Below are 24,073 nucleotides of genomic sequence, written 5' to 3'. Positions count from 1 at the left end.
GTTATTGACATTGAAACAGAATCGTATAGAATAATGCTTATAGTTTTCTAGTGATGAAGAGTTTGCAGTAGTATCTATATTCCCTGTTTAGAGAGCCAGCGGTTGGTGAAAGCTGGTCATAATGTAGAGACGAATTACGTACTTGGAGCTTAGACGTGCGCGCCTGCGATAAAGGCGGCTGAATGAAGAGGAAGATGGATGACATCTTCAAGCTGGGTGGTACCGCGTTAGTTATTAACGTCCCTGCATGCAATTTGTTGCGTGTAGGGACTTTTTTGTTTCTACACGCTAAAAGATGACAATTTAGGAGGAAGAAACAATGACAAACGAATTATTACAAGATTTAGAATGGCGTGGATTGTTGTACCAACAAACGGATGCTGAGGGCATGGCAAAACTTCTAGCAGAACAGTCTGTTTCTCTATACTGTGGGGTAGACCCAACCGCTGACTCAATGCACATTGGTCACATCGTCCCTTTATTAACGCTTCGTCGCTTCCAAAAAGCCGGCCACCGTCCAATTTTACTTGTTGGTGGTGCAACAGGAATGATCGGGGACCCTTCTGGACGCTCTGAAGAACGTCAGCTTCAAACAGTGGAGCAAATTGACAAAAACGTGCAAGCCATTCGTGGACAATTAGAGCGTATATTTGAATTTGCACAAGATGGAAATGGCGCACAACTTGTTAATAACCGTGATTGGATTGGGGATATTAGTACAATTGAATTTTTACGTGATTACGGGAAATTAATCAATGTTAATTACATGTTAGCAAAAGATACAATTGCTTCACGTCTTGATACAGGTATCTCATTTACGGAATTTGCTTATACATTAATTCAAGGTATTGATTACAATCACTTGTACAACAATTACAACTGTCGCATTCAAGTAGGTGGCTCTGATCAGTGGGGCAATATTACAACCGGTTTAGAAGTTATTCGTAAAACACATGAAGAAGAAACAAAAGCATTTGGTATTACAATTCCGTTAGTAACAAAAGCGGATGGTACGAAATTCGGCAAAACAGCTGGCGGTGCCGTATGGTTAGATAGCAAAAAAACATCTCCGTACGAATTCTACCAATTCTGGATTAACGCTGCGGATGCGGATGTTATTAAATACTTAAAAATCTTTACGTTCTTAACACGTGAAGAGATTGAAGCTTTAGCTGTATCTGTGGAAGAGGAACCTCATTTACGTAAGGCTCAAAAAGCTTTAGCAGAGGAAATGACACGCTTAATCCATGGTCAGGAAGCGCTAGACCAAGCTATTCGCATTACGGCTGCACTATTCTCTGGCGATTTAAAAGCACTTTCAGCACAGGAAATGAAGGATGCATTTAAAGATGTTCCTTCTATTGAAATGGCTAAAGAGGCAAAAAATATCGTAGATTTACTTGTGGAAGCAGGGATTTCATCTTCAAAACGTCAAGCTCGTGAAGATGTGACAAACGGTGCCATTAGCATAAACGGTGAAAAAATCACAGATTTAGAATACAACGTCGATGCAAAAGACCGTTTAGAAGATGCCTTTAGCATTGTACGTCGCGGTAAGAAAAAATACCATATGGTCAAATTTGTTTAGGTGTCAGGCACTCAAACAATTTTCACACAAATCAACCTCCCTTCGAATGTATCACTTCGAGGGAGGTTTTTGTTTTAACATTGTAAGAAATTAGGTAGAGCGATTTGCTGATAGCTTTCAGGGTGTAGCAGTTGAGCAAGTTTAAGTGCACCTTCCACTAATCGAGGGGATGGACGGCAATACAACCATTCCTCCATTACGTACACCTGTTGCATTTGAACCGCTTGTAGCTCGTTAGCACCTGGTCGCTTTAATAAATGAGCTGGTTTAATTCGCTCATAGGCAACACCTACCCACGCCATCAGTATATAATCTGGATTACGTCGAACAATTTCTTCCCACTCTGTTTGGACATTCGCTAACTCGAAATCGTGAAATAAATTTTGTCCTCCAGCAAGTTTGCTAATTTCGGTTAACCAATTGACTTGACCAGGTGTGAAAATAGGATTTGGCCACCACTCCCAATATAAAGTAGGGTGAGTGGAAACCGTTTGTGCCACCGCTTGAAGCTGGGCAATAAATTGTAAATATTCCGTTGCAACTTTTTGGGCGTGGTCCGTTACGCCACAAGCAGCGCCGAGTGTTAGAAGATCTTGCGCAATTTCGTTTAACGAGTTGGCATTAAAAACAATGTGGGGAATGTTCCTTTCCTGTAATGCCTCTATATTTTTCTCCATGCCTGGTACACTTAATGAAGCAAGTACTAAGTCGGGCTGCAATGCTTCTAATGCATCCATATCAATTGATAAATCGGGACCAAGCTTTGGTAATGTCTGCACAGATGCAGGCCAATCTGAAAAATCATCAACACCTACAAGTTGATGGGTCAATCCTAAGTAAGCAACAAGCTCTGTGTTGCTTGGACAAATGGAAATTAAACGCATATGTTTCCCCCATATCTTTTTAAGAAAAGTATAGCTGTCACTAGGCACACATACAACAAGGGAATGTTTTTTGTTCCACAGAAAAAGACGTGCCTCAAGGAGACACGCCATTGTTATTAATATTTTAAGACAGTGCAACCGCTTCAAGTGACTCTGTAGGTTTTCCTACAGGTCCCATTGCAGCAGTAATAATTTGTTTAATGTCCTCCAATGAAGCTTTACGAGGATTCGTTGCTGCACAAACGTCTAGCATTGCATTTTTAGCTAAAATTTCAATATCTTCATCCTTCGCACCTAACGCACGGAAGCCACTTGGGATATTTAAATCTTTTGATAATTTTTCAATAGCAGTAATTGCTTTTTCAGCAGCATCACGTTTGCTAATCCCTTCAACATTTTCACCTAATAACTCAGCGATGCGCGCAAACCGCTCAGTACGTGCTGTTAAGTTGAAGCGGCACACATGTGGCAGTAAAATCGCATTACATACACCGTGTGGTAAGTTGTAGAAGCCACCTAATTGATGAGCAATCGCATGTACATAGCCAAGTGAAGCATTATTGAATGCCATACCCGCTAAAAATTGTGCATACACCATTTGCTCACGTGCTTCTAAATCAGCACCATTTGCGTAGGCACGAGGTAAAAATTCAGGAACTAGCTGAAGTACTTTTTCAGCACATGCATCAGTAATTGGTGTTGCATTAGTCGATACAAACGATTCGATTGCATGTGTTAATGCATCTACACCAGTTGCAGCTGTTAGAGCTGGAGGTAAGCCGATCATTAACTCTGGGTCATTAATCGATACAAGTGGTGTCACATGTTTGTCAACAATCGCCATTTTTACTTTTCGAGCTGTATCCGTGATGATTGTAAAACGTGTCATTTCGCTTGCTGTACCAGCAGTTGTATTAATCGCGATTAATGGCACCAGTGGGTTTTCTGATTTGTCAACGCCTTCATAATCATGAATGCGTCCACCATTCGAAGCAATAAGTCCGATACCTTTTGCTGCATCATGTGCACTACCGCCTCCAAGCGATACGATAGAATCACAGTTTTCGGCATGATAAACAGCAATTCCATCTTCAATGTTTTGATCTGTTGGATTTGGTTCTGCTTTAGGGAAAATTGCAACATCAATTCCAGCTGCTGTGATGATGTTAGCAATTTGTTCTGAGAGACCTAACTTGTGTAAGCCCTCATCTGTTACGATTAATGTCTTCTTCACTTCTAAATCATTTAAGCGCTTACCAACTTCTTGAATTGCTCCAGGTCCAAATAAGTTTGTTTTTGGCATTACAAATTGCTTTAGAACGTCTGACATATTTCCAACCCCTTTGAAATAATTGTTATTGCTTGAATGATGGCGAACCACCTTCCGAAATCCATATTATTCTATTTTTTTTGAAAGTTCAATACGTATTTTTATTAAAATTGTTAATTTTACCACTGTTATTATTTCACAAAAAAGTAAGTTTTAAATTGAGGTAGTAAAAGATAATAAGGAGTAGGAAGGTTGATTTAAATGCATTTTAAGAAATGTTATCGTATAAAAGTAAAATATATTTTTTGGTATTTTGTTCTATTTTGCACCTTACTTGAATAGTAAATAACTGATATTTGATTGTTAATATATTAATAGTGTTTACGTTGTTTGGTATGGGAATAATTGTTATTTTAATGTACGGAAAAAATCCCGGTGCCAGGCACGCAAACAATTCTGATAATTCACTTCAATTTATGAAAAAACATTGAGTGGGTTGTGGGGAAGAAAGTCGTAAGTGAGAGAAATCTGACTTGCGGCTTATTTGTATTTTTACTGCTAAACGTAGATTCGGCAATTATCAGGTACAATGGGACCTACCGTTGTATCCAGTGCTAGGTACACGAACAAGCAAAGTATTAGTTTTATAGAAACGCTGATGCAGCAACACTAATGCTATTACGCAGCTATTTCTATACACAGGTTTCGCCAGCTAGTCCCATTGTAGTCCCAACTTGCCCCAAATTAATGTTATTTTGTGTTCGGAATATAAGAATAAGAAAAGCCCCAGAAACCTTTGCATATCAAGGTTTCTAGGGCTTTTTGTGTTGCTAAACGCAACGAAGTTTTATTAACGAGAGTAGAACTCTACGATGAATGCTTCGTTGATTTCAGCAGATAGTTCAGAACGCTCTGGAAGGCGAGTGAATGTACCTTCTTTTTTATCTGCATCAAAAGTTAAGTAGTCAGGTACGAAGTTGTTTACTTCGATAGCTTCTGTAACTACAGCAAGGTTTTGAGATTTTTCACGAAGAGAAATCGTTTGACCTGGTTTAACGCTGAATGATGGGATATCAACGCGTTTGCCGTCTACTAAGATATGACCGTGGTTTACTAATTGACGAGCTCCACGACGAGTGCGAGCTAAACCTAAACGGTAAACTAAGTTGTCAAGGCGAGTTTCAAGAAGGATCATGAAGTTTTCACCGTGAACACCTTTCATTTTACCAGCGCGGTCGAATAGAGTACGGAATTGACGTTCGTTCATGCCGTACATGTGACGAAGTTTTTGTTTTTCTTGAAGTTGTAAACCGTATTCTGATAATTTTTTACGTTGGTTCGGGCCGTGTTGACCTGGTGCGTAAGGGCGTTTTTCGATTTCTTTACCAGTACCGCTTAGTGAGATACCAAGACGACGTGATAATTTCCAAGATGGACCTGTATAACGAGACATATTGTTGTCTCCTCCTTTAAATTTGGTTTTTTTGTTGTAAAACAAAAACCAGTAGTACCCATTCTTATACGCATTTTATTTTCATGTATTTTCGCCTATGCAGCCGTTAGGTTACACAATACACCATCTATTTTGCCACTGAGAGTTTTTGTGTAGTAATACTCAGTAAAATTGAGGAATAAAATACAGTAATAAGCTTATACCACTGCTGCGTTTATTTTACACAAACTTCATTGTAACTGCTTAGAGCGTAGACGTCAATTATTAGTATTGCTATTTTTAAAAAGAACTTATAGTAGGAATTTCCTTGAGAGGAATTTAACACTAATACGAAATGGTTATTGATGCGGTAGTAAATGTAAAATGTAAAAGTAAGGTAGAATTACATAGTCAAAATGACACAAATTATGTATAATACATTATAAGTTAATAGTAATTGATTTGTACGTTATATAGAAAAGGTGATTTCATGACAGACCATTTACAAACGCTGAAATATATAAAATCTGATGTTTTGAGCATTTGGGTGAGTTCGAATGGAGGACTAGTCAGTTTTAATGAGTATTTTTATTCATTTAAACAGTGTCTAAAGAAGCACTTGAAAATTGAAAATGCGGCCTTTCTTAGTTTTGAAGGGAATAGTTTAATACCTGTAGAAGAATTGGCCTCTTTGACAATTGAAACAAAACTAAATGCTGTGTCATGGCTAATGATAGAAGCTAGCTTTTACCAACAGAAAGTAGTAAAGCTTCCTTATATATTAAAAGAAAAAACAGCCTATAATATGATGACAGATATGGTGCTTTTCCAGACGGAGGGCAAAGAGCCTATGGGTGTGTTACTTGTTGAAGCCACCGATACTTGGACGGACTTTATGACTTCGGATTACGGTGAAGAGTGTGTAGAAACGCTTACAAAAGTTTTACAAATGCTGATTGAAAATCTCGAAGTAAAGTTAAATGAAGACCAATATAGAAAACTTTATAACATGACCGATTTATTTCACTCAACAATGGATATTGATTTGATTTTAGAAAACGTTTTAAAAAATATTCGCGATAATTTTCCAGAATTCAATGTAGAACTTATATTATCTAACGATCAAGATCGCCATACGACTATCGATATAAAACTTTTTGATTATCTGTCTGAAAGACCGGCTACTATCGAAGCTTTTGTATCAGGAGAATTGACTACTGAACTAGCTGGAGACTTGAATTGTCGTTTATTAAACGCCCCTATAAAAGGGAGACAAGCTATTTATGGCATTTTGCAAGTGAGTGCACCAACCACATATCTTTTTTCAGCAACGGAAAAAGACTTTGTGCGCATGTTAGCACAAGCATCTGGAAATGCGCTAGAAAATGCAAAATTATATCATCAATCGCATCGCCTCGTAAGTGACTTACAACTCATCAATGAAACTTCGCATCGATTAAATATGCGCATTGATATTAATGAAATGTTACTTTTCCTACAAAAACAATTAATGAAGTCTTTCCAACCAATGGAAGTTTGTTTCGCTTTTAAAGACCATGCTACCTATGAAGTGACAGATGCTAGCACATCGTTATTTAAATCAGAAGAAGGTAATACTTATATTAGACATGTTGAACAACATTTTGAGCATACAAATGATCCACTCTTTATAGCAGATTTTAGCCGATTAACCCCAAATCAAATAGAATATCGTTCAATTATGGCGATTCCTATCTTAATGGAGGAAAAAATAAATGGCTTTAGTATCGTACTGCACAAAGAGCCCTATTTCTTTTCATTTGATAGCTTTAAGTTAATGCAATCTTTAATCCATCATTCTTCGTTAGCGATTGCCAACTCTATTTTACGCAATCAGCTACAAGAAATGGTTGACCGCGATCATTTAACAAAATTATATGCACGCAGTTATTTAGATCAATATGTAGAAAAATCCCTAAAAAAAGATCATTCAGGTATGTTCTTACTTATTGATATTGACAATTTTAAACGCATCAATGACACTTACGGCCATCAAACAGGCGATAAAATTCTTGTGCAAATTGCCGTGAAATTAGAAGAAACAATAGGTGCTAGCGGTATTTGTGCTCGCTGGGGTGGAGAAGAAATGTCGGTGTATGTACCAAATGTCGGTGAGCAAGAGGCCATTGAGCTAGCTTCAACAATAGTTGAAGTCATTCCGAATGCTACTGACCCTAAAGTAACGATTTCAGCAGGTCTTATAACATGGGATCAATACTATCGACCAGCTTTTCAATCGGTTTTTCTACACGCCGATACAGCTTTATATGAAGCGAAAAACAATGGAAAAAATAGATTTTGTATCCATGATCGGACGTTACAAACAAATGCATAATAGATGGTTTACTATAAAATGCCCCGAAATGATATATTTATAATCCATTTCAGGGCATTTTTTAGTGGCTATAAGATAATATTGCGAAATATTAAATATGAAGAAGTAGTGTTTCTACAAAATGTTCTAAGCCGGTTTGATCTTCTTGTGAAAAGCGATTTTTAATAGGGCTATCAATATCAAGAACGCCAATCACCTTCTCTTGTTGAATAAGCGGAATGACTATTTCTGATTGAGAGGCAGCATCGCATGCAATATGCCCTGGAAATGCATGAACATCTTTTACGACAAGTGTCTCTTTTTTTGTTACAGCTGTTCCACACACACCGCGTCCAATTGGAATTCTCACACAAGCAGGTAAGCCTTGAAATGGTCCTAAAACTAGTTCATCCTCTTGTAAAAGGTAAAAGCCAACCCAGTTAATGTCTGTAAGAAATTGATTAAGCAAGGCAGATGCGTTGCCTAAATTTGCAATGCGATCGGTTTCGCCAGTGAGTAATGCATCTAATTGTTTTGCTAATGTCTTGTATTGATTGGCAATAGATCCTTCGTAATTAATTTGTGTAAACATATGAGCACCTCGTTTAAATGTTATTTGTCTGGAAATAGAGTTTTATAATGCTGATGTAAATCGACAGCAGCATGAGCATCTGAACCGAAAACGATAGGTAAACCAATCGTTTTACTATAATCGATAAAGGCAAATGGTGGATAGGGTTCCTGACAATATGTTTTACTTAAGCCAGCACTATTTAAATCTAACTCATATCCTTTTTGCTGCATAGTAGTTAATACTTCTTGGATGCGGTCAGTGTCATCAACTGGCTGATGATGGGCTAGCTGAAATTTATGAATAAGTGTTGGATGCCCGATGCGCTTAGGTTTGTATTGCCCTAAGTCAGCTTCAATAGATTGTAGGACAGTATCATAATATAAATGATAGAGACGTTCAACAGAACCTACTTTTTGGGCAAAATTTATAAAACTTTCAGCAGAAAAATCAATGCATTCATACGTATTCTGCCATTGTAAAAAATGAACAGATAAAATGGCGTCGTCTAAAACATGTCCATATGTATCAAGAAAATGACGTGTTTCTTGCTCGAAGCCGACAATATAGTCGATTTCTAAACCGATGCGAATGCGAATATCCTGTGCATATTGTTTTTGAAGTCGTTGTAAGTCTTCAAAATAAGGCATTAAAAAATCTGGGCGCATACCACTATCCTGTTCAGGTGTAGGATCTTGGAAATTAGAGGGTAATGGTGCATGTTCTGTAAATGTAATATCGGTAAAGTTTTCAGCAATTGCTTTTTCAATATATTGTGTAAATGAATCAGATGACCCATGTGGGCAATAGGGGCTATGGATGTGCCCGTCTCTTTTCATACATTTTACACTCCTTTAACTATTAAAATGATAAATACATATTTACGCTCTATGTTTAATGACATAGGGGAAGCTGTCAATATGTAGGTCGTGAATACACTTTTCTGAAAATCACTTAAATTTTAGTACAAAAGGCGAAAACATAGTATATAATAAATACAACTAGCCAATTCGTTTATTGTAGAATAGGAGGCTTACGATGGAGTATATCATCATTCCGATTATCCTACTATTAATTTTAGCCATAGTAGGATTAATGATGCGAAGAAAACATACAACAATTATTGCACAACTTGAAAATGAAAAATTACAAATACAAAACAATCCCATAAATGAAGAAATTTCTAAAGTTAAATCTTTAAACATGAATGGCGAAACAGAGGAAATGTTTGAACGGTGGCGTAATAGTTGGGATGAAGTCATCGACGTACATATGACAAAAATTGATTCGCTTTTATTCGATGCTGAAGACCAAATCAATCGTCTTCGTTTTAAAAAAGCAACGTTGATTGAGCGTGAAATAGAAGATTATATTCGTAAGTGTGAAAAAGATAAAGATAAAATCTTAGAAGAACTTAATGAATTAATTGGCAGCGAAGAAAAAAACCGTATTGAAATTGAACAGTTAAAAGAATATTATCGATCAGCACGTAAAACATTGCTTGCACATCAGCACTCATTTGGCGTAGCCCTACCAGCACTTGAACAAAAACTAGAAGTGTTTGTACAAAAATTTGAAGAATTTGATGTACTCACAAGCGAGGGTAATTATTTACAAGCGCGTGAAATAGTAATTAGCTTAAATAATGAATCTCAGCAAACGTTTGAATATATTAATGATGTGCCAACTATCTTAACAGAACTACAAGTAAAATTACCAGGTGCAATTCAAGAATTACGCAATGGTCAGCGTGAAATGGAAGAACAATCTTACTACTTGCATCATTTAGAACTTACAGAGGCATTGGACAAACTGGAAGTGGAGTTTGCTTCGTTAAAAGAAGAACTAGCAGAGCTGAAATTAACATCTGTGAAACCTCGTGTTGCTGAAATAAATGAAGAAATAGACCGTTTTTATGACTTACTTGAAAAAGAAGTGATTGCTAAAAATTATGTCGATCAAAATTGTGAGCGTTTATTAGGATCGATTACGAATGTTATTAGCTCAACTCGATTGGTAAGTGATGAAGCAACATTTGTCCAGCAAAGTTACCACTTGAATGAAAAAGATGCGGAAATTCCAAAAGCTGCGTTAAAACAATTAGAAGCATTACAACGTCGCTATGATTTATTGGCGATGCGTGTGTCGGAGGAAAAATCGGCCTATTCAAGCCTACAAGAGGAATTAATCGAAATTAGTGAAGAACTGGAGCGCATACACGAAGAGCAAGGGCATTTATCGAATACAATGAAAAAACTTCGCATTGATGAAAATAAGGCTCGGACACAAGTGGACAACTTGAAAAAAACGTTACAAGAAACAGATCGTCTGTTAAATAAGGCGAATATTCCAGGTATTCCTGAAGAGATGGATGCGCGATTAGATGAGGCAGCGGAGCATATTTACGTTGTAATGCAAAGTCTACAAGAGGTACCGCTCAATATGGGAACTGTCCATAATAACTTAAATGCAGCGACACTTTGTGTTGAGGATGTTCACGCGAAAGCACATGAATTGATTGAAAACGTCATGCTTATCGAACGTATTATTCAATATGGCAATCGCCACCGTGCAACAAATCCGAAGTTAAATGCTCGTTTAAAAGAAGCAGAAGAGGCATTTCATCAATTCCGGTATGCAAAGGCTTTAGAAGAAGCAGGGACTGCAGTGGAGGAAATGGAGCCGGGTGCTTTGAAACGCATAGAGGCCATTGTTGCCGAAGAAGCGTTTACAAAGTCATAAAAGCTTTATGACAGGTACAAATAGACAATAACAAATGAATTAGCTGCCTAAAAAGTGAAGTGACCTTTTTAGGTAGCTTTTTTTTACGACCGTACTTTTTTATTTAAACATTTTACTAGTTTTTTTGGGGATTTTATCCTAAATAAATGTTTTCCGAAATATTTTTCTATGGTGTGAAATCAGCTGAAATTCACAGCATATTCGCAATAAATAAGCGATGCTAAGCGGACCCAAAATGACGAAATTAGAATAATTAGTAGTCAATTGCGACAGATTGCGTTATGATAAATACCGTTAAATCAACGTTTTGAAAGTGTGTGAAAAATAATGAAAGTTAATACAATTTATCTTGATAATAGTGCTACTACAAAGCCTTATCAAGAAGTGATGCAAACATTTATGGCAGTAAATGAGCAATATTATGCAAATCCTGCATCAATCCATGCCATGGGTGTAGAATCAAATGCATTATTAATGCGTGCACGGGAGCAAGTAGCAGATATTTTGAAGACTGAAGCAAAAAATGTGCTATTTACTTCAGGTGGAACCGAATCGAATAATACAGCCATTTTAGGTTTCGCACGCGGTAATACGCATAAAGGAAAACATGTTTTAACAACGGAAATTGAGCATCTTTCTGTGTTAGAGCCAGTCAAGCAGCTTGAAAAAGAAGGCTTTGAAATAGAATACTTACGTGTCAATAAACAAGGTGTTATTTCATTAGATGAGCTAAGAGCCAAAATACGGAAAGATACGATATTGGTTAGCATAATGCATGTCAATAATGAAATGGGCGCAATTCAACCTATTTTTGAAGCGGCTGCTATCGTTCATGCAGAAAGTAGAGCGGCATTTCATGTGGATGCAGTCCAAAGCTTTGGAAAACTTCCATTAACGTTTAAAGGTGAAGATGGGCCAGATTGTATTACGATTTCTGGACATAAAATCCATGGATTTAAAGGTTCCGGTGTCTTAGCTTTTCGTAAGCAAATGCAATGGCAACCTTATGCTTTTGGTGGTGGACAGGAATTCGGCTTACGTAGTGGCACAGTGGCTGTACCTCAAGCAGTAGCATTGGCAAAAGCGGCTCGTATGGCAGTCGAAACAATGGATGAACGTTCTGAAAACTACCGTAATTGGCAACAGCAATTACGTGCAGCACTAGCGCATTTTGGTGATATTGTGCATATAATATCTACTCCAGAGTGTGCAGCTCATATTTTATCGTTTAGTGTACGTGATATAAAAGGCGAGGTACTGATCAATGCTTTGCAAAAACATGGCGTGATTGTATCGACTTCGAGTGCTTGTTCTTCTAGACAAACAAAGACAAGCCATGTTGTCGAAGCCTTAAATATTGATGAACATTTTAAAAAAGGTGTTGTTCGTGTTAGTTTTGGTGCACATGTAACATCGGACGATATAACCCAATTAATACAAGTTATTAATACAGTATTGAAGGAACTTAAAGGAGAACGATTATTATGATTTGGAAAGAAATTTTAATTCGATATGGCGAACTATCGACAAAAGGACGTAATAAAATGGACTTTATCCGCCGTTTACGTGAAAATATTCGCTATGCATTTGCAGATTTAGGCCATTTACACATCCGCACAGAACGCGACCGAATGTTTATTGCCATTCAAGATGAAGCACAGATGGATGTTTTATTAGCAGGCTTACCGAAAATTTTTGGAATTCAATCATTTAGCCCAGTTGCTGCCTGTGAAAAAGATATGGATGCCATGAAGCAACTTGCGCTTACAATCATGGATACATTTAAAGATCAACAGCTAACATTTAAAGTTGAAGTGAAACGTACAGATAAAACATTCCCATTAGATTCTCACAGCATTCAACGCGAAATTGGTGGGCATGTTTTACCGCAATATCAAAACTTATCAGTAAAAGTGAAACATCCAGATGTAGAATTACGAGTGGAAGTACGCCACGATTCAACCTATATGATGGCGCAAGTGATTCCAGGCGCAGGTGGTATGCCAGTTGGCTCTAACGGCAAATCATTATTAATGCTGTCAGGCGGTATTGATAGTCCTGTTGCAGGGTATTTAATGATGAAACGCGGTGTACGTTTAGAAGCAATTCATTTCTTTAGCCCACCGTATACAAGTCAAAATTCATTGGAAAAAGTAAAAGTACTTGCAAATGAACTAACAAAATTTGGTGCAAGTATTCGCCTGCATGTTATTCCATTTACAGAAATCCAAGTACTTATTAAAGACAGAGTGCCGTCCAATGTGTCAATGACAACAACACGTCGCATGATGTTAAAGGTGGCAGATAAAGTACGTGAGGAAATTAATGCACTTGCCATTGTGACAGGTGAAAGTCTTGGACAAGTAGCAAGTCAGACGCTAGAAAGTTTAACGGCGATTAATGCTGTAACGAATACACCAATTTTACGTCCGCTTATTTCAAATGATAAATTAGAAATTATTGATATTGCAGAAAAAATCGGCACATATGAAACGTCAATCCAGCCATTTGAGGATTGCTGTACAATTTTCACCCCAGCTAGTCCGAAAACAAAGCCAAAGCTTGAAAAAGTAGAGCATTATGAAAGCTTTTCTGATTTTGATGAACTAATCGAACGTGCTGTGAAAAACCGTGAAGTGTACATTTTCCCGAAAAAAGAACAGCCTAAAGATAAATTTGCAGATCTTTTATAAAAAATTTACGGATTTAAACTAAAAAGAATGTTCTTTTCTTATAAAGACCAATAACGACATTATAATAAGAAGGAAACCGTCTCAAATTTGTAATTTGGGACGGTTTTTTTATATTTTCTAGTCTTTTTCCTTTAGAGTTACATTTTACCTTTAAAATTTTCGTATTAAAAATCGAATATCGCACATTCTATATTCACAAGGAGGTGAGAGACATGACAAACAACAACAGTTCAAACAAGCTTGCAGTACCTGGTGTACAACAAGCGCTTGATCAAATGAAATACGAAATTGCACAAGAATTTGGTGTTCAATTAGGAGCTGACGCATCAGCTCGTGCTAACGGTTCCGTTGGTGGTGAAATCACTAAACGTCTTGTACAAATGGCAGAATCTCAATTAAAAGGTATGCCAAAACAATAATTGCAAAAAAGCATTTATTGAACTTAAAACCAGTGACCGTAAAAGGCACTGGTTTTAGTTTGTTTATTTTTACTTTTTTTATGACTGGCGTAACTCGAATTATTTAATCAATACGATTTAAAGGTCTCAACGGTTTGGTGAATATTATGACTTTCACAAATTGCGGAAATAACTGCTACACCGTCTGCACCAGCTTTTAATACAGTTTCTGTATTCTGACAGTTAATGCCACCAATTGCTACAATCGGCAACTCGGGATAATGACGGCGTGCTTGTTGTAAAAATTCAGTACCACTTGGCGCCTTGGCATCGTTTTTAGAAGTGGTGGCAAATATGGGACCAATCCCTACATAATCTGCGCCATTTTCTATAGCGATTTGTAATTCATCCGCTGTATGAACCGATACACCAAGTATTATTTCCTCACCAATTTTTTCTCTTACTAGCGAGATGGGACAATCATCTTGTCCAATATGAATACCGTCTGCCTTGAGCTTTAAGGCAAGCTCAATATCATCATTTACGATAAATGGAACATTGTAGTGATGACATCGTTTTTGGCATTGACGGGCAAAATGTTCATAATGTTCATCAGTTAGTGCATCTGATCCTTTTTCTCGAAATTGGAACATTGTAATACCAGCTTGCAATGCTTCCTCAAGTATTGCTAATGGTTGTTTGATTTTGGCATTCGCTGTGCCCATTATAAAATAGAGCTGCAAATCACTGCGTTTCACCTATAGTCACCTCGCAACTTTCTTTAAATTTTTGGTAAGCAAAATGATTTGTTGGTCCATTGCCATGACCAATCGATAAGTTATGAGTAATTGCTAGTTGAATGAATTTCTTAGCCTCAACAATGGCTTGTTCTATCGGCATTTGACGGCCGATAAAAGCTGTTAATGCGGCAGAAAATGTACACCCTGTCCCGTGTGTATTTTTGGTCGCAATTCGACTAGTCTGCATTGAGAATGATTTGCCATTTTTAAAAAATACATAATCTACAGCAAAATCTTTGTTGGCTAGATGGCCACCTTTGATAATCACGCATTGAACACCTAGCTGTAGTAACGATTGCGCCGCAAGTCGAATGTCAGACACGGTTTCGATTTTTCTTGCAGTTAATGTTTCAGCTTCTGGTATATTTGGCGTTACAATCGTGGCAAGTGGTAATAAATTGTTTCTTAATGCCTCCACAGCTTCTTGTTGTAATAAAGTTTCACCGCCCTTTGCAATCATGACAGGATCAACAATAAGAGGGATGGTTAAATTCGTCATAGCTAGTGCAATTGTACGAATAATATCAGAGGAAAAAAGCATGCCAGTCTTAATGGCGCTAATTGGAAAATCCTCTAAGAGAGCATGAAATTGTTTATTTATAAAGGCTTGTTCAATTGGTAGCACATCCATGACACCTTGTGTGTTTTGGGCAGTTAAAGCTGTAATTACGGACGTTCCGAATACATCTAATTCTTGAAATGTTTTTAAATCCGCTTGGATACCTGCACCGCCACCGCTATCAGAGCCCGCTATTGTTGTAACAATGTGCATCAAATATCACCGTCCTTCGATAAACGATGCAATTCGTTTAAGACTGCCACAGCAAAATCACCATTATATTGAGCAGCCGAATGAGCATGTTCAGCAATTTTTTTATAGCTCGTTAATGTATCACATAATTGGGAAAAAGGCTCATTGCCCGCAATATAAGCAGCACAACAAATTGCGCTTAATAAACAGCCAGTACCTGTCACTTCTGTCATTCGAGTATGACCACCAACAATCCATTGCGCAAGGTTCCCATCGGTTATAAAATCTTTTTCACCTGTTACAATCACGATGCAATTATATTTTTTTGCTATTTCTTTTGCTTTATCCTCTACAGATATGGAACCAGTACCACTATCAACACCTTTTTGTTGCCATTGTACATTAGCAATCGCGGCAAGTTCGCCAACATTACAGCGGATAACAGCAAAATGAATTGTGTCTAATAACTGTAGTACCGTTTGTTTGCGGTATGCTGTAGCGCCAGCAGCTACTGGGTCCAAAATTACTGGTATACCAAGGGCATTCGCTTTTTTTCCTGCAAGTAACATCGACTCTTTTGTTCGTGTAGTAAGCGTTCCGATATTTACTAATAACGCTGATGCGATGGATACCATTTCTTCGACTTCCTGCGGATCATCCGCCATTACCGGTGATGCACCTATTGCTAGTAAGCCATTTGCTTGAAAATTTGCCACTACATAATTGGTAATGCAGTGAATCAACGGTTGTTTTTTACGAATCGTTTGAAAAACCATTTTAGTCCTCCTCTTTTGGTGGACGTAAGCATGCAAAAAAAGCTCTTTTTCATTCGGGCACAAGGCACACGTAAAAAGAGCTTTTCATCAATAATAAGATGTGTGTTGCTCCCTACGTCAGTATTAACTAACAGGTTCAAAGGGTCAGGTTTTACCTTCTCAACTCACAAGAGTCCCCCTGCAATCATGAAAATTTTAGTTGACCAAAATGTAACATACCTTTTCGTAGTATTCAATAGCATTTTATCATTATTTGGAAAGCAGTGACTGATGCCATATACTAGACCATGATAATTGTCATGACTTTTTTAAAATAGGGTCCTTCCATTGAAAATCGTAAAAAATGAGTTTTATAATGAACCTAGTATTAAGGAGGAAGTTATGATGAAAAGACAGGATTTAATTGCACCAGAATGGTATAACATTGTGGAGGAAATTGAAAAGTATGCTCAAGATCCATCTAAAAATGCATTAATAGTTTATAATGACAACGAAGAAATTCAATATATTACATACGCAAATTTACTGGAGAAGGCGAATCAGGCTGCCCATGTATTTACTTCGCAGGGTTTAACGAAGGGCGATGTGCTATTAGTGATGGTTCCAAGATCTGTCGAAGCTTATATTGTTTACATAGCGGCACTGAAAGCGGGTTTAACTATTATCCCTAGCTCTGAAATGTTACGTACAAAGGATATTGAATATCGTATTACACATGCCAATGCCAAAGGTATTATCGCCTATGAGCCATATATTGAGCAATTTGACGACGTAACAAATTTAAAAGGAATTATGCAATTCGTTATTGGTCACGCGCATGCACCATGGCAACCATTGCTTGAAAAAATGAAGGAACATCCTACCAATTATACAAACCCCACACCGACAAAAAGTACAGATCATGCCTTTTTAGCTTATACAAGTGGGACAACAGGGAATCCTAAGGCAGCTGTTCATACACATAGCTGGGGTTATGCGCATTTACGTACGACAGCACCGAATTGGTTAGGTGTCCAAGAAAATGATATAGTCTGGGCTACTGCCGCACCTGGTTGGCAAAAATGGATTTGGAGTCCGTTCTTAGCAACGTTAGGTAGTGGAGCAACAGCATTTGTCTATAAAGGAAAATTTGATGCTTCGACTTACTTGTCATTGCTAGAAAAATTTAAAGTCAATGTGTTATGTTGTACCCCAACGGAATATCGCTTTATGGCCGCACTTAACAATTTACAGGACTATAATTTAAGTGCCATCCGTCAAGCTGTATCAGCGGGTGAGCCGTTAAATAGTGAAGTCGTTAAAGTGTTTTCAAAAACTTTTAATATTCAAGTGCGTGATGGCTATGGCCAAACAGAAAATACATTGCTTGTTGGGACACTGGTTGGCATGGATGCTCGCGTCGGCTCTATGGGTAAACCGACACCAGGCAATACAGTCGAAATTATTGATGATTTTGGAAATCCTGTTGCTGATGGCGTTGTTGGAGATATTGCTGTTCATCGTCAAACCCCAGCACTGTTTAAAAAGTATTTCAAGGATCCAGAACGCACTAGCATGCAATTCCGTGGAGATTGGTATATTACCGGTGACCGAGCATATAAAGATGCAGATGGCTATTTTTGGTTTGAGGGACGTGGTGATGATGTCATTATTTCGTCAGGCTATACAATTGGGCCATTTGAAGTGGAAGATGCCTTAATGAAGCATCCTACTGTCAAAGAAGCTGCTGTTGTGGCAAGCCCTGATGAAGTAAGAGGAAATATAGTGAAAGCCTTTATCGTCTTGCGTGAAGGAGTGACAGGTGATGATACGCTTATTCAAAAGCTACAAAACCATGTGAAGCTGATGACAGCACCTTATAAATATCCACGGGCAATTGAATTTGTTGAAGCATTACCAAAGACCGCATCTGGAAAAATCCGTCGTGTCGAATTACGACAACAAGAAAAAGCCCATTACACACAGCAATAATTATTTCCTAGGAAATAATGTCGAAAAATCAAAGTTCATGCTTTATGATGAACTTTTGATTTTTTTATACATTTCCCATTTAATTTATGGCAAAATAATAAACATGAGAAAAACTTTTACATAAAAATTACTTAAAAATGAAACGTTTTGGACATTTAGACGTATAACGTGAAGAGGAGGCGATTATATGAATACAAAAAGGTGGATAGCCTTAGCAGTTGCAGCTGTGTTATTAGTGTTTTCATTAGGACTTAACACGATTATGGCAATTTTTAAATCAGATTTCTTTAGTAATTTTGATAGCGTGATGGCTGGCAAAAATTTAGATGTATACGAAACGGTTATTGAAGGTGAAGATCATACAAAACGTATCGCATATTTGAAAGTGGATGGGACGATTCAAGATGTTGGATCGAATTCATTATGGCAATCCGTTTCTTACGATCACCAGTTTTTCTTAAATCAATTGGATAATATTTTAGCTGATGATACAGTACAGGGGATTGTACTAAGTGTGAATACTCCAGGTGGTGGAGTAAAGGAATCGGCAGAAATTTATAAGAAATTGTTAGAAATTAAAGAAGAGCGTGAAATTCCTATCTACGTGTCTATGGATTCAATGGCAGCGTCGGGTGGTTACTACATTTCAGCACCAGCAGATAAAATTTATGCACATCGTGATACAATAACAGGTTCTATTGGTGTCATTATGCAATCTATTAATTATCAGGAATTAGCCGAAAAAGTTGGCGTGAAATTTGAAACGTTTAAATCAGGGCAACATAAAGATATGCTAAGCCCTACGCGTGAAATTACTGCAGAAGAACGTGCTATGATGCAAGATATGATTAATGAATCGTATGAAGAGTTCGTTGATATAGTTGAAAAAGGACGAAATATGTCTGAAGCAGATGTAAAAAAGGTAGCAGATGGTCGAATTCTTGGCGGTACAAAGGCACTTGAAGCAGGCTTAATTGACGAAATTGGCGATGAGCAAGCGGCAATTGCAGCTTTACGACAAGATTTTGGATTAGAGGATGCTGTCCTTTTCGAATACTCGTATAATCAAGGAGGCTTACCGTCATTAATTGGCATGAAAGTAGGTTCACTATTTGGTCCTTCGGCTGAAGAAAAAATGTTGATGAAAATTATGACGGAATACAAGGCACCAAAAATGATGTATTTATATGGTGAATACTAAGGAGGGCATACCATGACAAACAATGATTTCGTTTTGCAAGGGACACCCTCGATAAGCCAAGAATTGCTAGATAAAACAGTGACGCCTACAGTGATGACAAACTATGAATTGAAGACCGCAGGGTTTTGGGTACGTTTTTGGGCATTTGTCCTAGATGGATTAATTATTTCTGCAATAATAGGAATTGCTGTTAATCCAATATTTTACTTAATGGACTGGTCATTATCAGAATCGGTGTGGTATGCACCTATCTCAATTATTTCAGCTGTTCTTTATTATTGTTACTTTGTTTTGATGACGAAATTTTTCGGGCAAACTTTAGGGAAAATGGCATTAGGGTTACGCGTTGTATCGCTGAAACATGATAAACTCCAATGGTCAGATGTGCTGTTCAGAGAATGGATTGGTCGCTTAATCAGTAATATCTTTACGCCGCTGTATATTTTAGTTGCGATTTTACCTGACAATCAAGGTATACATGATTATTTTGCGGAGACTACGGTTGTTCATGAAAAGGTGTATATAGCAAAAGAAACTGTGCAAGCAACAGTACAAACGCCAGCAACTATTCAGGAAACTGCTAAAGAGCCTGAAAAGTTGGAGGAGAAGCCTGAGGAATGATCAGCAGGCAAAACATAACTTTGAGTGACTTGACAAAGTGAGGTAAATTTTTGATATGTAAAATGTTAGATGATTACAGTCATCTAACATTTTTTTGTAATTATCTTCAAAAATGTTTGTGAACAGTGTAAATAGGAGTGGTAGCTGACAAGCCATCACAATAATTGCATGAAGATAAGCTGTCCTAGTTGCAATTATTTCCCTACATTTAGTAAGATTATGTACATATGATGATTAGGAGGCGTTAACATGGCACAAATTACATTTAAAAAGGGTCCAGTAACACTAATAGGTAACGAAGTAAAGGTTGGAGACCAAGCTCCGGATTTCACAGTATTAGCAAATGATTTATCACCTGTTTCTTTAAAAGATTCAGAAGGTAAAATTCGCTTGTTTAGCGTAGTCCCATCATTAGATACAGGTGTATGTGATGCACAAACGCGCCGTTTTAATGAGGAAGCTACAAATTTAGGCGATGATGTAGTAATTTATACAGTATCAGTTGACCTGCCATTTGCCCAAAAACGTTGGTGCGGAGCTGCAGGAATTGATGCTGTTCAAACAGTTTCAGATCATCGTGACCTGTCATTTGGTGAAGCATATGGCGTATATATTAAAGAATTACGCCTTCTAGCACGTGCCGTTTTTGTGGTAGATGCAACTGGCAAAGTGACTTATGTCGAGTATGTACCTGAGGCTACAGATCATCCAAACTATGAAGCAGCAATTGCAGCAGTGAAAGCACTAGCATAATTTGCTTCTTTTAGGCTAAGATAATACTAGACAAAAGGGCTGTGACAGGTTTTGTCACGGCTCTTTTCTGCGTGAAAGGAAGTTATGTATGGAAAAAATTGAAAAACTATTTGGGATGCTGAATGAGCATGCAGAAAAAATAGAAAAAGAGCAAGATGCGACATTGCTTGAAGGTGTGCTTGATGGACTAGAAGCATGGCTTGATGGAGAAGTAGATTTCTCCCAACAAGGAGCAACGAAAGAAGATGTGCGTAAATCTATTCAAATTGCGATTTTAAAAGGGATGCGCAAAGGTTCCCAGCCAAATCATCAAATGACGCCAGATACGCTTGGTTTATTAGTTGGTTATTTTGTTGAACAAATTTTTGCAGATCGATTAGAGAAAGAAAAGCTGACAATCATGGACCCAGCAGTGGGAACAGGTAATTTATTGTTAACAGTTATGAATTTACTTGATGGAAAATTAGAAGCATCAGGTGTGGAGGTAGATGAGTTACTTATCCAATTAGCTGCAGCAACAGCAGATTTAACAGAGCAACCAGTTTCTTTATATCGCCAAGATGCGTTGCAAGACTTATTGGTGGATCCTGTAGATGCGATTGTTTGTGATTTACCAGTCGGATACTATCCGAATGAGGAAGTAGCACTAGATTATGAGCTTTGTGCTTCTGAAGGCATGAGCTATGCTCATCATTTATTTATTGAGCAATCTATCAATTATACGAAAGACGGAGGTTATTTATTTTTCTTAGCGCCAACACATCTTTTTGAATCAGAACAGTCGAAGCAACTGCATAAGTACATCCAAAAGCATGCTTGGATTCAAGCGATTATTCAATTGCCAGATACAATGTTTGCCAATAAAGCACTTGAAAAAAGTATTGTGATTTTACAAAAGCAAGGGGAAGCTTTTAAAGCCCCGAAAGAAGTATTATTGGCGAAAGTACCAAATATGCAAAATAAACAAGCACTTGCACTGTTTTTTGAGAAAGTGAAGATGTGGCAAGAAGGAAAATAAAATAATAAAAAAGGTATCCGAATTAGGATACCTTTTTATGTATTGCGATTAAGCTTCTGGTGTACGGATAACAAGTACGTCGCAATTTGCAGAACGTACGATTGCTTCAGATACTGAACCGATTAGGAAGCGTTCTACTGCATTTAAACCAGTAGCGCCACAAATAATTAAATCTGCATCAACGATTTTAGAAAGCTCTTTTGTAATAATATTTTTAGGAGATCCATACTCGATTACAAGGTTTACGTTTGTTAAGCCTTCTTCTTCAGCTTGTTTTTTGTAACCATTTAATAATTCTTCAGAGAAAGCTTGTGCACGCTCTGCAATTGAACGGTCATATGCTTCAATAGCAGCGAATGAACGTGTATCAATAACATTTACTAGGTTTAAAACAGCACCTTCGTTACGTTTAGCAACATCGATTGATTTACGAAAAGCGTACTCTGCCTCTTTAGAACCGTCTACTGCAACTACAATGCTTTTATAATGATTAGCCATTTGTATTACCTCCCTATTTGTATAATGATATTATATCAAATGATTTTCTAAAGGAAATACTTTCCGAAGAAAATTTGTGAAAAAGTGAAGGCATTTACTGTACAATGCCTCTTATATCTTTAATAGTCTTACTATTTGATATTTTATAAATATTGTAAATTTAATTAGTATTTGCTTTAATTAAAGCATTTTTTTCACATGTTTGGTAAGATGGAAATGCAAGGGGTGCATCATTTACGATGAAACGTATTTTGATGAAAATTGCTTAGTTCATAGGTTATGAAAGGGGATTGGAAATATGAAGATTGGTATTCCAAAGGAAATTAAAAACAACGAAAATCGCGTAGCAATGACACCAGCAGGAGTTGTATCCTTAACGCATGCTGGGCACGAAGTGTATATTGAAACAGGAGCTGGTATCGGTTCTAGTTTTACAGATGCAGATTACGTAGCAGCAGGTGCACATATCGTTGCATCGGCAAAAGAAGCGTGGGCTCAAGAAATGATTTTAAAAGTAAAAGAACCCGTAGCATCGGAATACGATTACTTTTATGAGGGACAAATCTTATTTACCTACTTGCACTTAGCGCCAGAGCGTGAATTAACGCAGGCATTAATAGAGAAAAAAGTTGTAGGTATTGCCTATGAAACGGTTCAACTTGGCAATGGTTCATTACCTTTATTAACACCAATGAGTGAAGTAGCTGGTAAAATGGCAACGCAAATTGGTGCGCAATATTTAGAGAAAAATCACGGTGGTAAAGGGATTTTACTAGGTGGTGTATCAGGTGTACAACGCGGTAAAGTAACAGTAATTGGTGGCGGAATCGCCGGAACAAACGCTGCGAAAATTGCAGTTGGTATGGGAGCAGATGTAACAGTTATTGATTTAAGTCCAGAACGTCTACGTCAATTAGAAGATATGTTTGGCCGCGATGTTCAAACATTAATGTCTAACCCATATAATATTGCAGAATCTGTGAAACACTCAGATTTAGTTGTCGGTGCTGTTCTAATTCCTGGAGCAAAGGCACCAAAGTTAGTTTCGGAAGAAATGATTCAATCGATGCAACCAGGTTCTGTTGTTGTGGATATTGCGATTGACCAAGGTGGAATTTTTGCGACATCTGATCGTGTTACAACACATGATGATCCAACGTATGTTAAGCATGGGGTAGTACACTATGCTGTTGCCAATATGCCAGGGGCTGTGCCACGTACTTCAACGATTGCTTTAACAAATAATACAATTCCATATGCGTTGCAAATTGCCAATAAAGGCTATAAGCAAGCATGTATTGACAATCCTGCATTGAAAAAAGGTGTGAATGCATTAGAGGGGAATATTACTTATAAAGCGGTAGCAGAAGCACAAGGCTTGCCATATGTGAATGTGGATGAATTAATACAATAATAATGAATAACTAAAATTAATATATCCTGTGGTTGCTATTCGTTACGTATGAATACATCTGAACCATAAAATGCTAAAAGAAGGATAGAAATATCCATTTATGTAACAGAAGTGGATTAGCAATTCTTCCTTTTAAAATAAATAAAAAATTTGAAGCTAGCACTAGTTGTTGACGTAGGCGCTGACTCCTGCTCAGAACAGCACAACATGTAAGACGTGGGCATTCCGCAATGTGGCTTACAGTGCCCCCGCGGAAAGTCCCGCCATAGCGGACAACAACGATAGAGAAAAAGTGTTAGATTGACTTTAGGCAATCTAACACTTTTTCTCTTTTGTCAC

21 protein-coding genes, 1 riboswitch and 1 other annotated feature are annotated in these 24,073 nt (G+C 37.5%); of the genes, 12 read left to right on the top strand and 9 right to left on the bottom strand.

Going from position 1 to position 24,073, the window contains the following annotated elements; translation table 11 throughout:
* The first annotated feature begins 44 nt into the window (after nucleotides 1-44).
* Nucleotides 45-248: a binding site (T-box leader), on the top strand.
* A gap of 71 nt (nucleotides 249-319) precedes the next feature.
* Complete coding sequence (gene tyrS, locus C9J37_RS09005; protein ID WP_025220319.1) at nucleotides 320-1,588, top strand: tyrosine--tRNA ligase; 1,269 nt, start codon at nucleotides 320-322, stop codon at nucleotides 1,586-1,588.
* Nucleotides 1,589-1,662: 74 nt separating this feature from the next.
* Here the strand turns inward: tyrS and C9J37_RS09000 are convergent, their stop codons facing one another.
* From C9J37_RS09000 to rpsD, 3 genes are all read right to left on the bottom strand, one after another.
* The gene (locus C9J37_RS09000) at nucleotides 1,663-2,472 is read right to left on the bottom strand and encodes a cobalamin-binding protein (RefSeq protein WP_107895061.1); all 810 of its coding nucleotides are present in this window, start codon (nucleotides 2,470-2,472) and stop codon (nucleotides 1,663-1,665) included.
* A 124-nt stretch (nucleotides 2,473-2,596) separates the two neighbouring features.
* Nucleotides 2,597-3,802 carry an iron-containing alcohol dehydrogenase gene (locus C9J37_RS08995; RefSeq protein ID WP_107895060.1) on the bottom strand — a complete coding sequence of 402 codons (1,206 nt, stop codon included), beginning with the start codon at nucleotides 3,800-3,802 and terminating at the stop codon, nucleotides 2,597-2,599.
* A 790-nt stretch (nucleotides 3,803-4,592) separates the two neighbouring features.
* Nucleotides 4,593-5,195, bottom strand: coding sequence for a 30S ribosomal protein S4 (rpsD, locus tag C9J37_RS08990; RefSeq protein WP_024363774.1), 603 nt, complete (start codon nucleotides 5,193-5,195; stop codon nucleotides 4,593-4,595).
* A 469-nt stretch (nucleotides 5,196-5,664) separates the two neighbouring features.
* Here rpsD and C9J37_RS08985 point away from each other — a divergent pair, with 469 nt between their 5' ends.
* Nucleotides 5,665-7,548 carry a sensor domain-containing diguanylate cyclase gene (locus tag C9J37_RS08985; RefSeq protein ID WP_107895059.1) on the top strand — a complete coding sequence of 628 codons (1,884 nt, stop codon included), beginning with the start codon at nucleotides 5,665-5,667 and terminating at the stop codon, nucleotides 7,546-7,548.
* A gap of 91 nt (nucleotides 7,549-7,639) precedes the next feature.
* Here the strand turns inward: C9J37_RS08985 and C9J37_RS08980 are convergent, their stop codons facing one another.
* Both C9J37_RS08980 and hisJ read right to left on the bottom strand, forming a co-directional pair.
* Nucleotides 7,640-8,119, bottom strand: a complete 480-nt coding sequence (locus C9J37_RS08980; protein ID WP_107895058.1) for a free L-methionine (R)-S-oxide reductase MsrC — start codon at nucleotides 8,117-8,119, stop codon at nucleotides 7,640-7,642.
* 20 nt (nucleotides 8,120-8,139) lie between these two features.
* On the bottom strand, nucleotides 8,140-8,937 hold the full coding sequence (gene hisJ, locus C9J37_RS08975; RefSeq protein ID WP_107895057.1) for a histidinol-phosphatase HisJ: 798 nt from the start codon (nucleotides 8,935-8,937) through the stop codon (nucleotides 8,140-8,142).
* Between the two features lie 199 nt (nucleotides 8,938-9,136).
* Between hisJ and ezrA the strand changes: the two genes are divergently transcribed.
* The 4 genes from ezrA to C9J37_RS08955 all read left to right on the top strand — a co-directional run bounded on the left by ezrA (nucleotide 9,137) and on the right by C9J37_RS08955 (nucleotide 13,952).
* Entirely contained in the window at nucleotides 9,137-10,840 is a 1,704-nt protein-coding gene (ezrA, locus tag C9J37_RS08970) for a septation ring formation regulator EzrA (RefSeq protein ID WP_107895056.1), read from the top strand.
* A 327-nt stretch (nucleotides 10,841-11,167) separates the two neighbouring features.
* Nucleotides 11,168-12,328, top strand: coding sequence for a cysteine desulfurase family protein (locus tag C9J37_RS08965; RefSeq protein WP_107895055.1), 1,161 nt, complete (start codon nucleotides 11,168-11,170; stop codon nucleotides 12,326-12,328).
* Nucleotides 12,325-13,533 carry a tRNA uracil 4-sulfurtransferase ThiI gene (gene thiI / locus C9J37_RS08960; RefSeq protein WP_107895054.1) on the top strand — a complete coding sequence of 403 codons (1,209 nt, stop codon included), beginning with the start codon at nucleotides 12,325-12,327 and terminating at the stop codon, nucleotides 13,531-13,533. Before C9J37_RS08965 ends, thiI begins: the two co-directional genes overlap by 4 nt.
* Nucleotides 13,534-13,745: 212 nt before the next feature.
* The gene (locus C9J37_RS08955) at nucleotides 13,746-13,952 is read left to right on the top strand and encodes an alpha/beta-type small acid-soluble spore protein (protein WP_024363781.1); all 207 of its coding nucleotides are present in this window, start codon (nucleotides 13,746-13,748) and stop codon (nucleotides 13,950-13,952) included.
* A 107-nt stretch (nucleotides 13,953-14,059) separates the two neighbouring features.
* Here the strand turns inward: C9J37_RS08955 and thiE are convergent, their stop codons facing one another.
* The 3 genes from thiE to thiM are packed head-to-tail and all read right to left on the bottom strand — an operon-like array spanning nucleotide 14,060 to nucleotide 16,258.
* Nucleotides 14,060-14,689 carry a thiamine phosphate synthase gene (gene thiE, locus C9J37_RS08950; RefSeq protein WP_107895053.1) on the bottom strand — a complete coding sequence of 210 codons (630 nt, stop codon included), beginning with the start codon at nucleotides 14,687-14,689 and terminating at the stop codon, nucleotides 14,060-14,062.
* Nucleotides 14,676-15,503 carry a bifunctional hydroxymethylpyrimidine kinase/phosphomethylpyrimidine kinase gene (gene thiD / locus C9J37_RS08945; RefSeq protein ID WP_107895052.1) on the bottom strand — a complete coding sequence of 276 codons (828 nt, stop codon included), beginning with the start codon at nucleotides 15,501-15,503 and terminating at the stop codon, nucleotides 14,676-14,678. Before thiD ends, thiE begins: the two co-directional genes overlap by 14 nt.
* Nucleotides 15,503-16,258 carry a hydroxyethylthiazole kinase gene (thiM, locus tag C9J37_RS08940; protein WP_107895051.1) on the bottom strand — a complete coding sequence of 252 codons (756 nt, stop codon included), beginning with the start codon at nucleotides 16,256-16,258 and terminating at the stop codon, nucleotides 15,503-15,505. The genes thiD and thiM overlap by 1 nt, the downstream gene beginning before the upstream one ends.
* 92 nt (nucleotides 16,259-16,350) lie before the next feature.
* A riboswitch (TPP riboswitch) is annotated at nucleotides 16,351-16,448 on the bottom strand.
* 194 nt (nucleotides 16,449-16,642) lie between these two features.
* Here thiM and mbcS point away from each other — a divergent pair.
* The 5 genes from mbcS (at nucleotide 16,643) to C9J37_RS08915 (ending at nucleotide 21,822) form a co-directional block, all read left to right on the top strand.
* Entirely contained in the window at nucleotides 16,643-18,229 is a 1,587-nt protein-coding gene (gene mbcS / locus C9J37_RS08935; RefSeq protein WP_107895050.1) for an acyl-CoA synthetase MbcS, read from the top strand.
* Between the two features lie 187 nt (nucleotides 18,230-18,416).
* Nucleotides 18,417-19,430: a signal peptide peptidase SppA gene (gene sppA / locus C9J37_RS08930; RefSeq protein WP_107895049.1), complete on the top strand. Its 1,014-nt coding sequence runs from the start codon at nucleotides 18,417-18,419 to the stop codon at nucleotides 19,428-19,430.
* Nucleotides 19,431-19,442: 12 nt separating this feature from the next.
* Nucleotides 19,443-20,051 (top strand): RDD family protein, encoded by a 609-nt coding sequence (locus tag C9J37_RS08925; RefSeq protein WP_024363788.1) that lies wholly within the window; start codon nucleotides 19,443-19,445, stop codon nucleotides 20,049-20,051.
* Nucleotides 20,052-20,300: 249 nt separating this feature from the next.
* Nucleotides 20,301-20,804, top strand: a complete 504-nt coding sequence (gene tpx, locus C9J37_RS08920; protein ID WP_107895048.1) for a thiol peroxidase — start codon at nucleotides 20,301-20,303, stop codon at nucleotides 20,802-20,804.
* Between the two features lie 88 nt (nucleotides 20,805-20,892).
* Entirely contained in the window at nucleotides 20,893-21,822 is a 930-nt protein-coding gene (locus tag C9J37_RS08915; RefSeq protein ID WP_025220308.1) for a class I SAM-dependent methyltransferase, read from the top strand.
* Between the two features lie 48 nt (nucleotides 21,823-21,870).
* Here the strand turns inward: C9J37_RS08915 and C9J37_RS08910 are convergent, their stop codons facing one another.
* The gene (locus tag C9J37_RS08910; protein WP_024363791.1) at nucleotides 21,871-22,320 is read right to left on the bottom strand and encodes a universal stress protein; all 450 of its coding nucleotides are present in this window, start codon (nucleotides 22,318-22,320) and stop codon (nucleotides 21,871-21,873) included.
* Nucleotides 22,321-22,618: 298 nt separating this feature from the next.
* Between C9J37_RS08910 and ald the strand changes: the two genes are divergently transcribed.
* Nucleotides 22,619-23,734 (top strand): alanine dehydrogenase, encoded by a 1,116-nt coding sequence (ald, locus tag C9J37_RS08905; RefSeq protein ID WP_107895047.1) that lies wholly within the window; start codon nucleotides 22,619-22,621, stop codon nucleotides 23,732-23,734.
* Nucleotides 23,735-24,073: the final 339 nt, after the last annotated feature.

Source organism: Lysinibacillus mangiferihumi (genome assembly GCF_003049665.1).
In the GTDB taxonomy this organism is placed as follows: domain Bacteria; phylum Bacillota; class Bacilli; order Bacillales_A; family Planococcaceae; genus Lysinibacillus; species Lysinibacillus mangiferihumi.
Note: the sequence above shows the minus strand (reverse complement) of the source record. Positions and strands in the feature narration are given on the sequence as shown.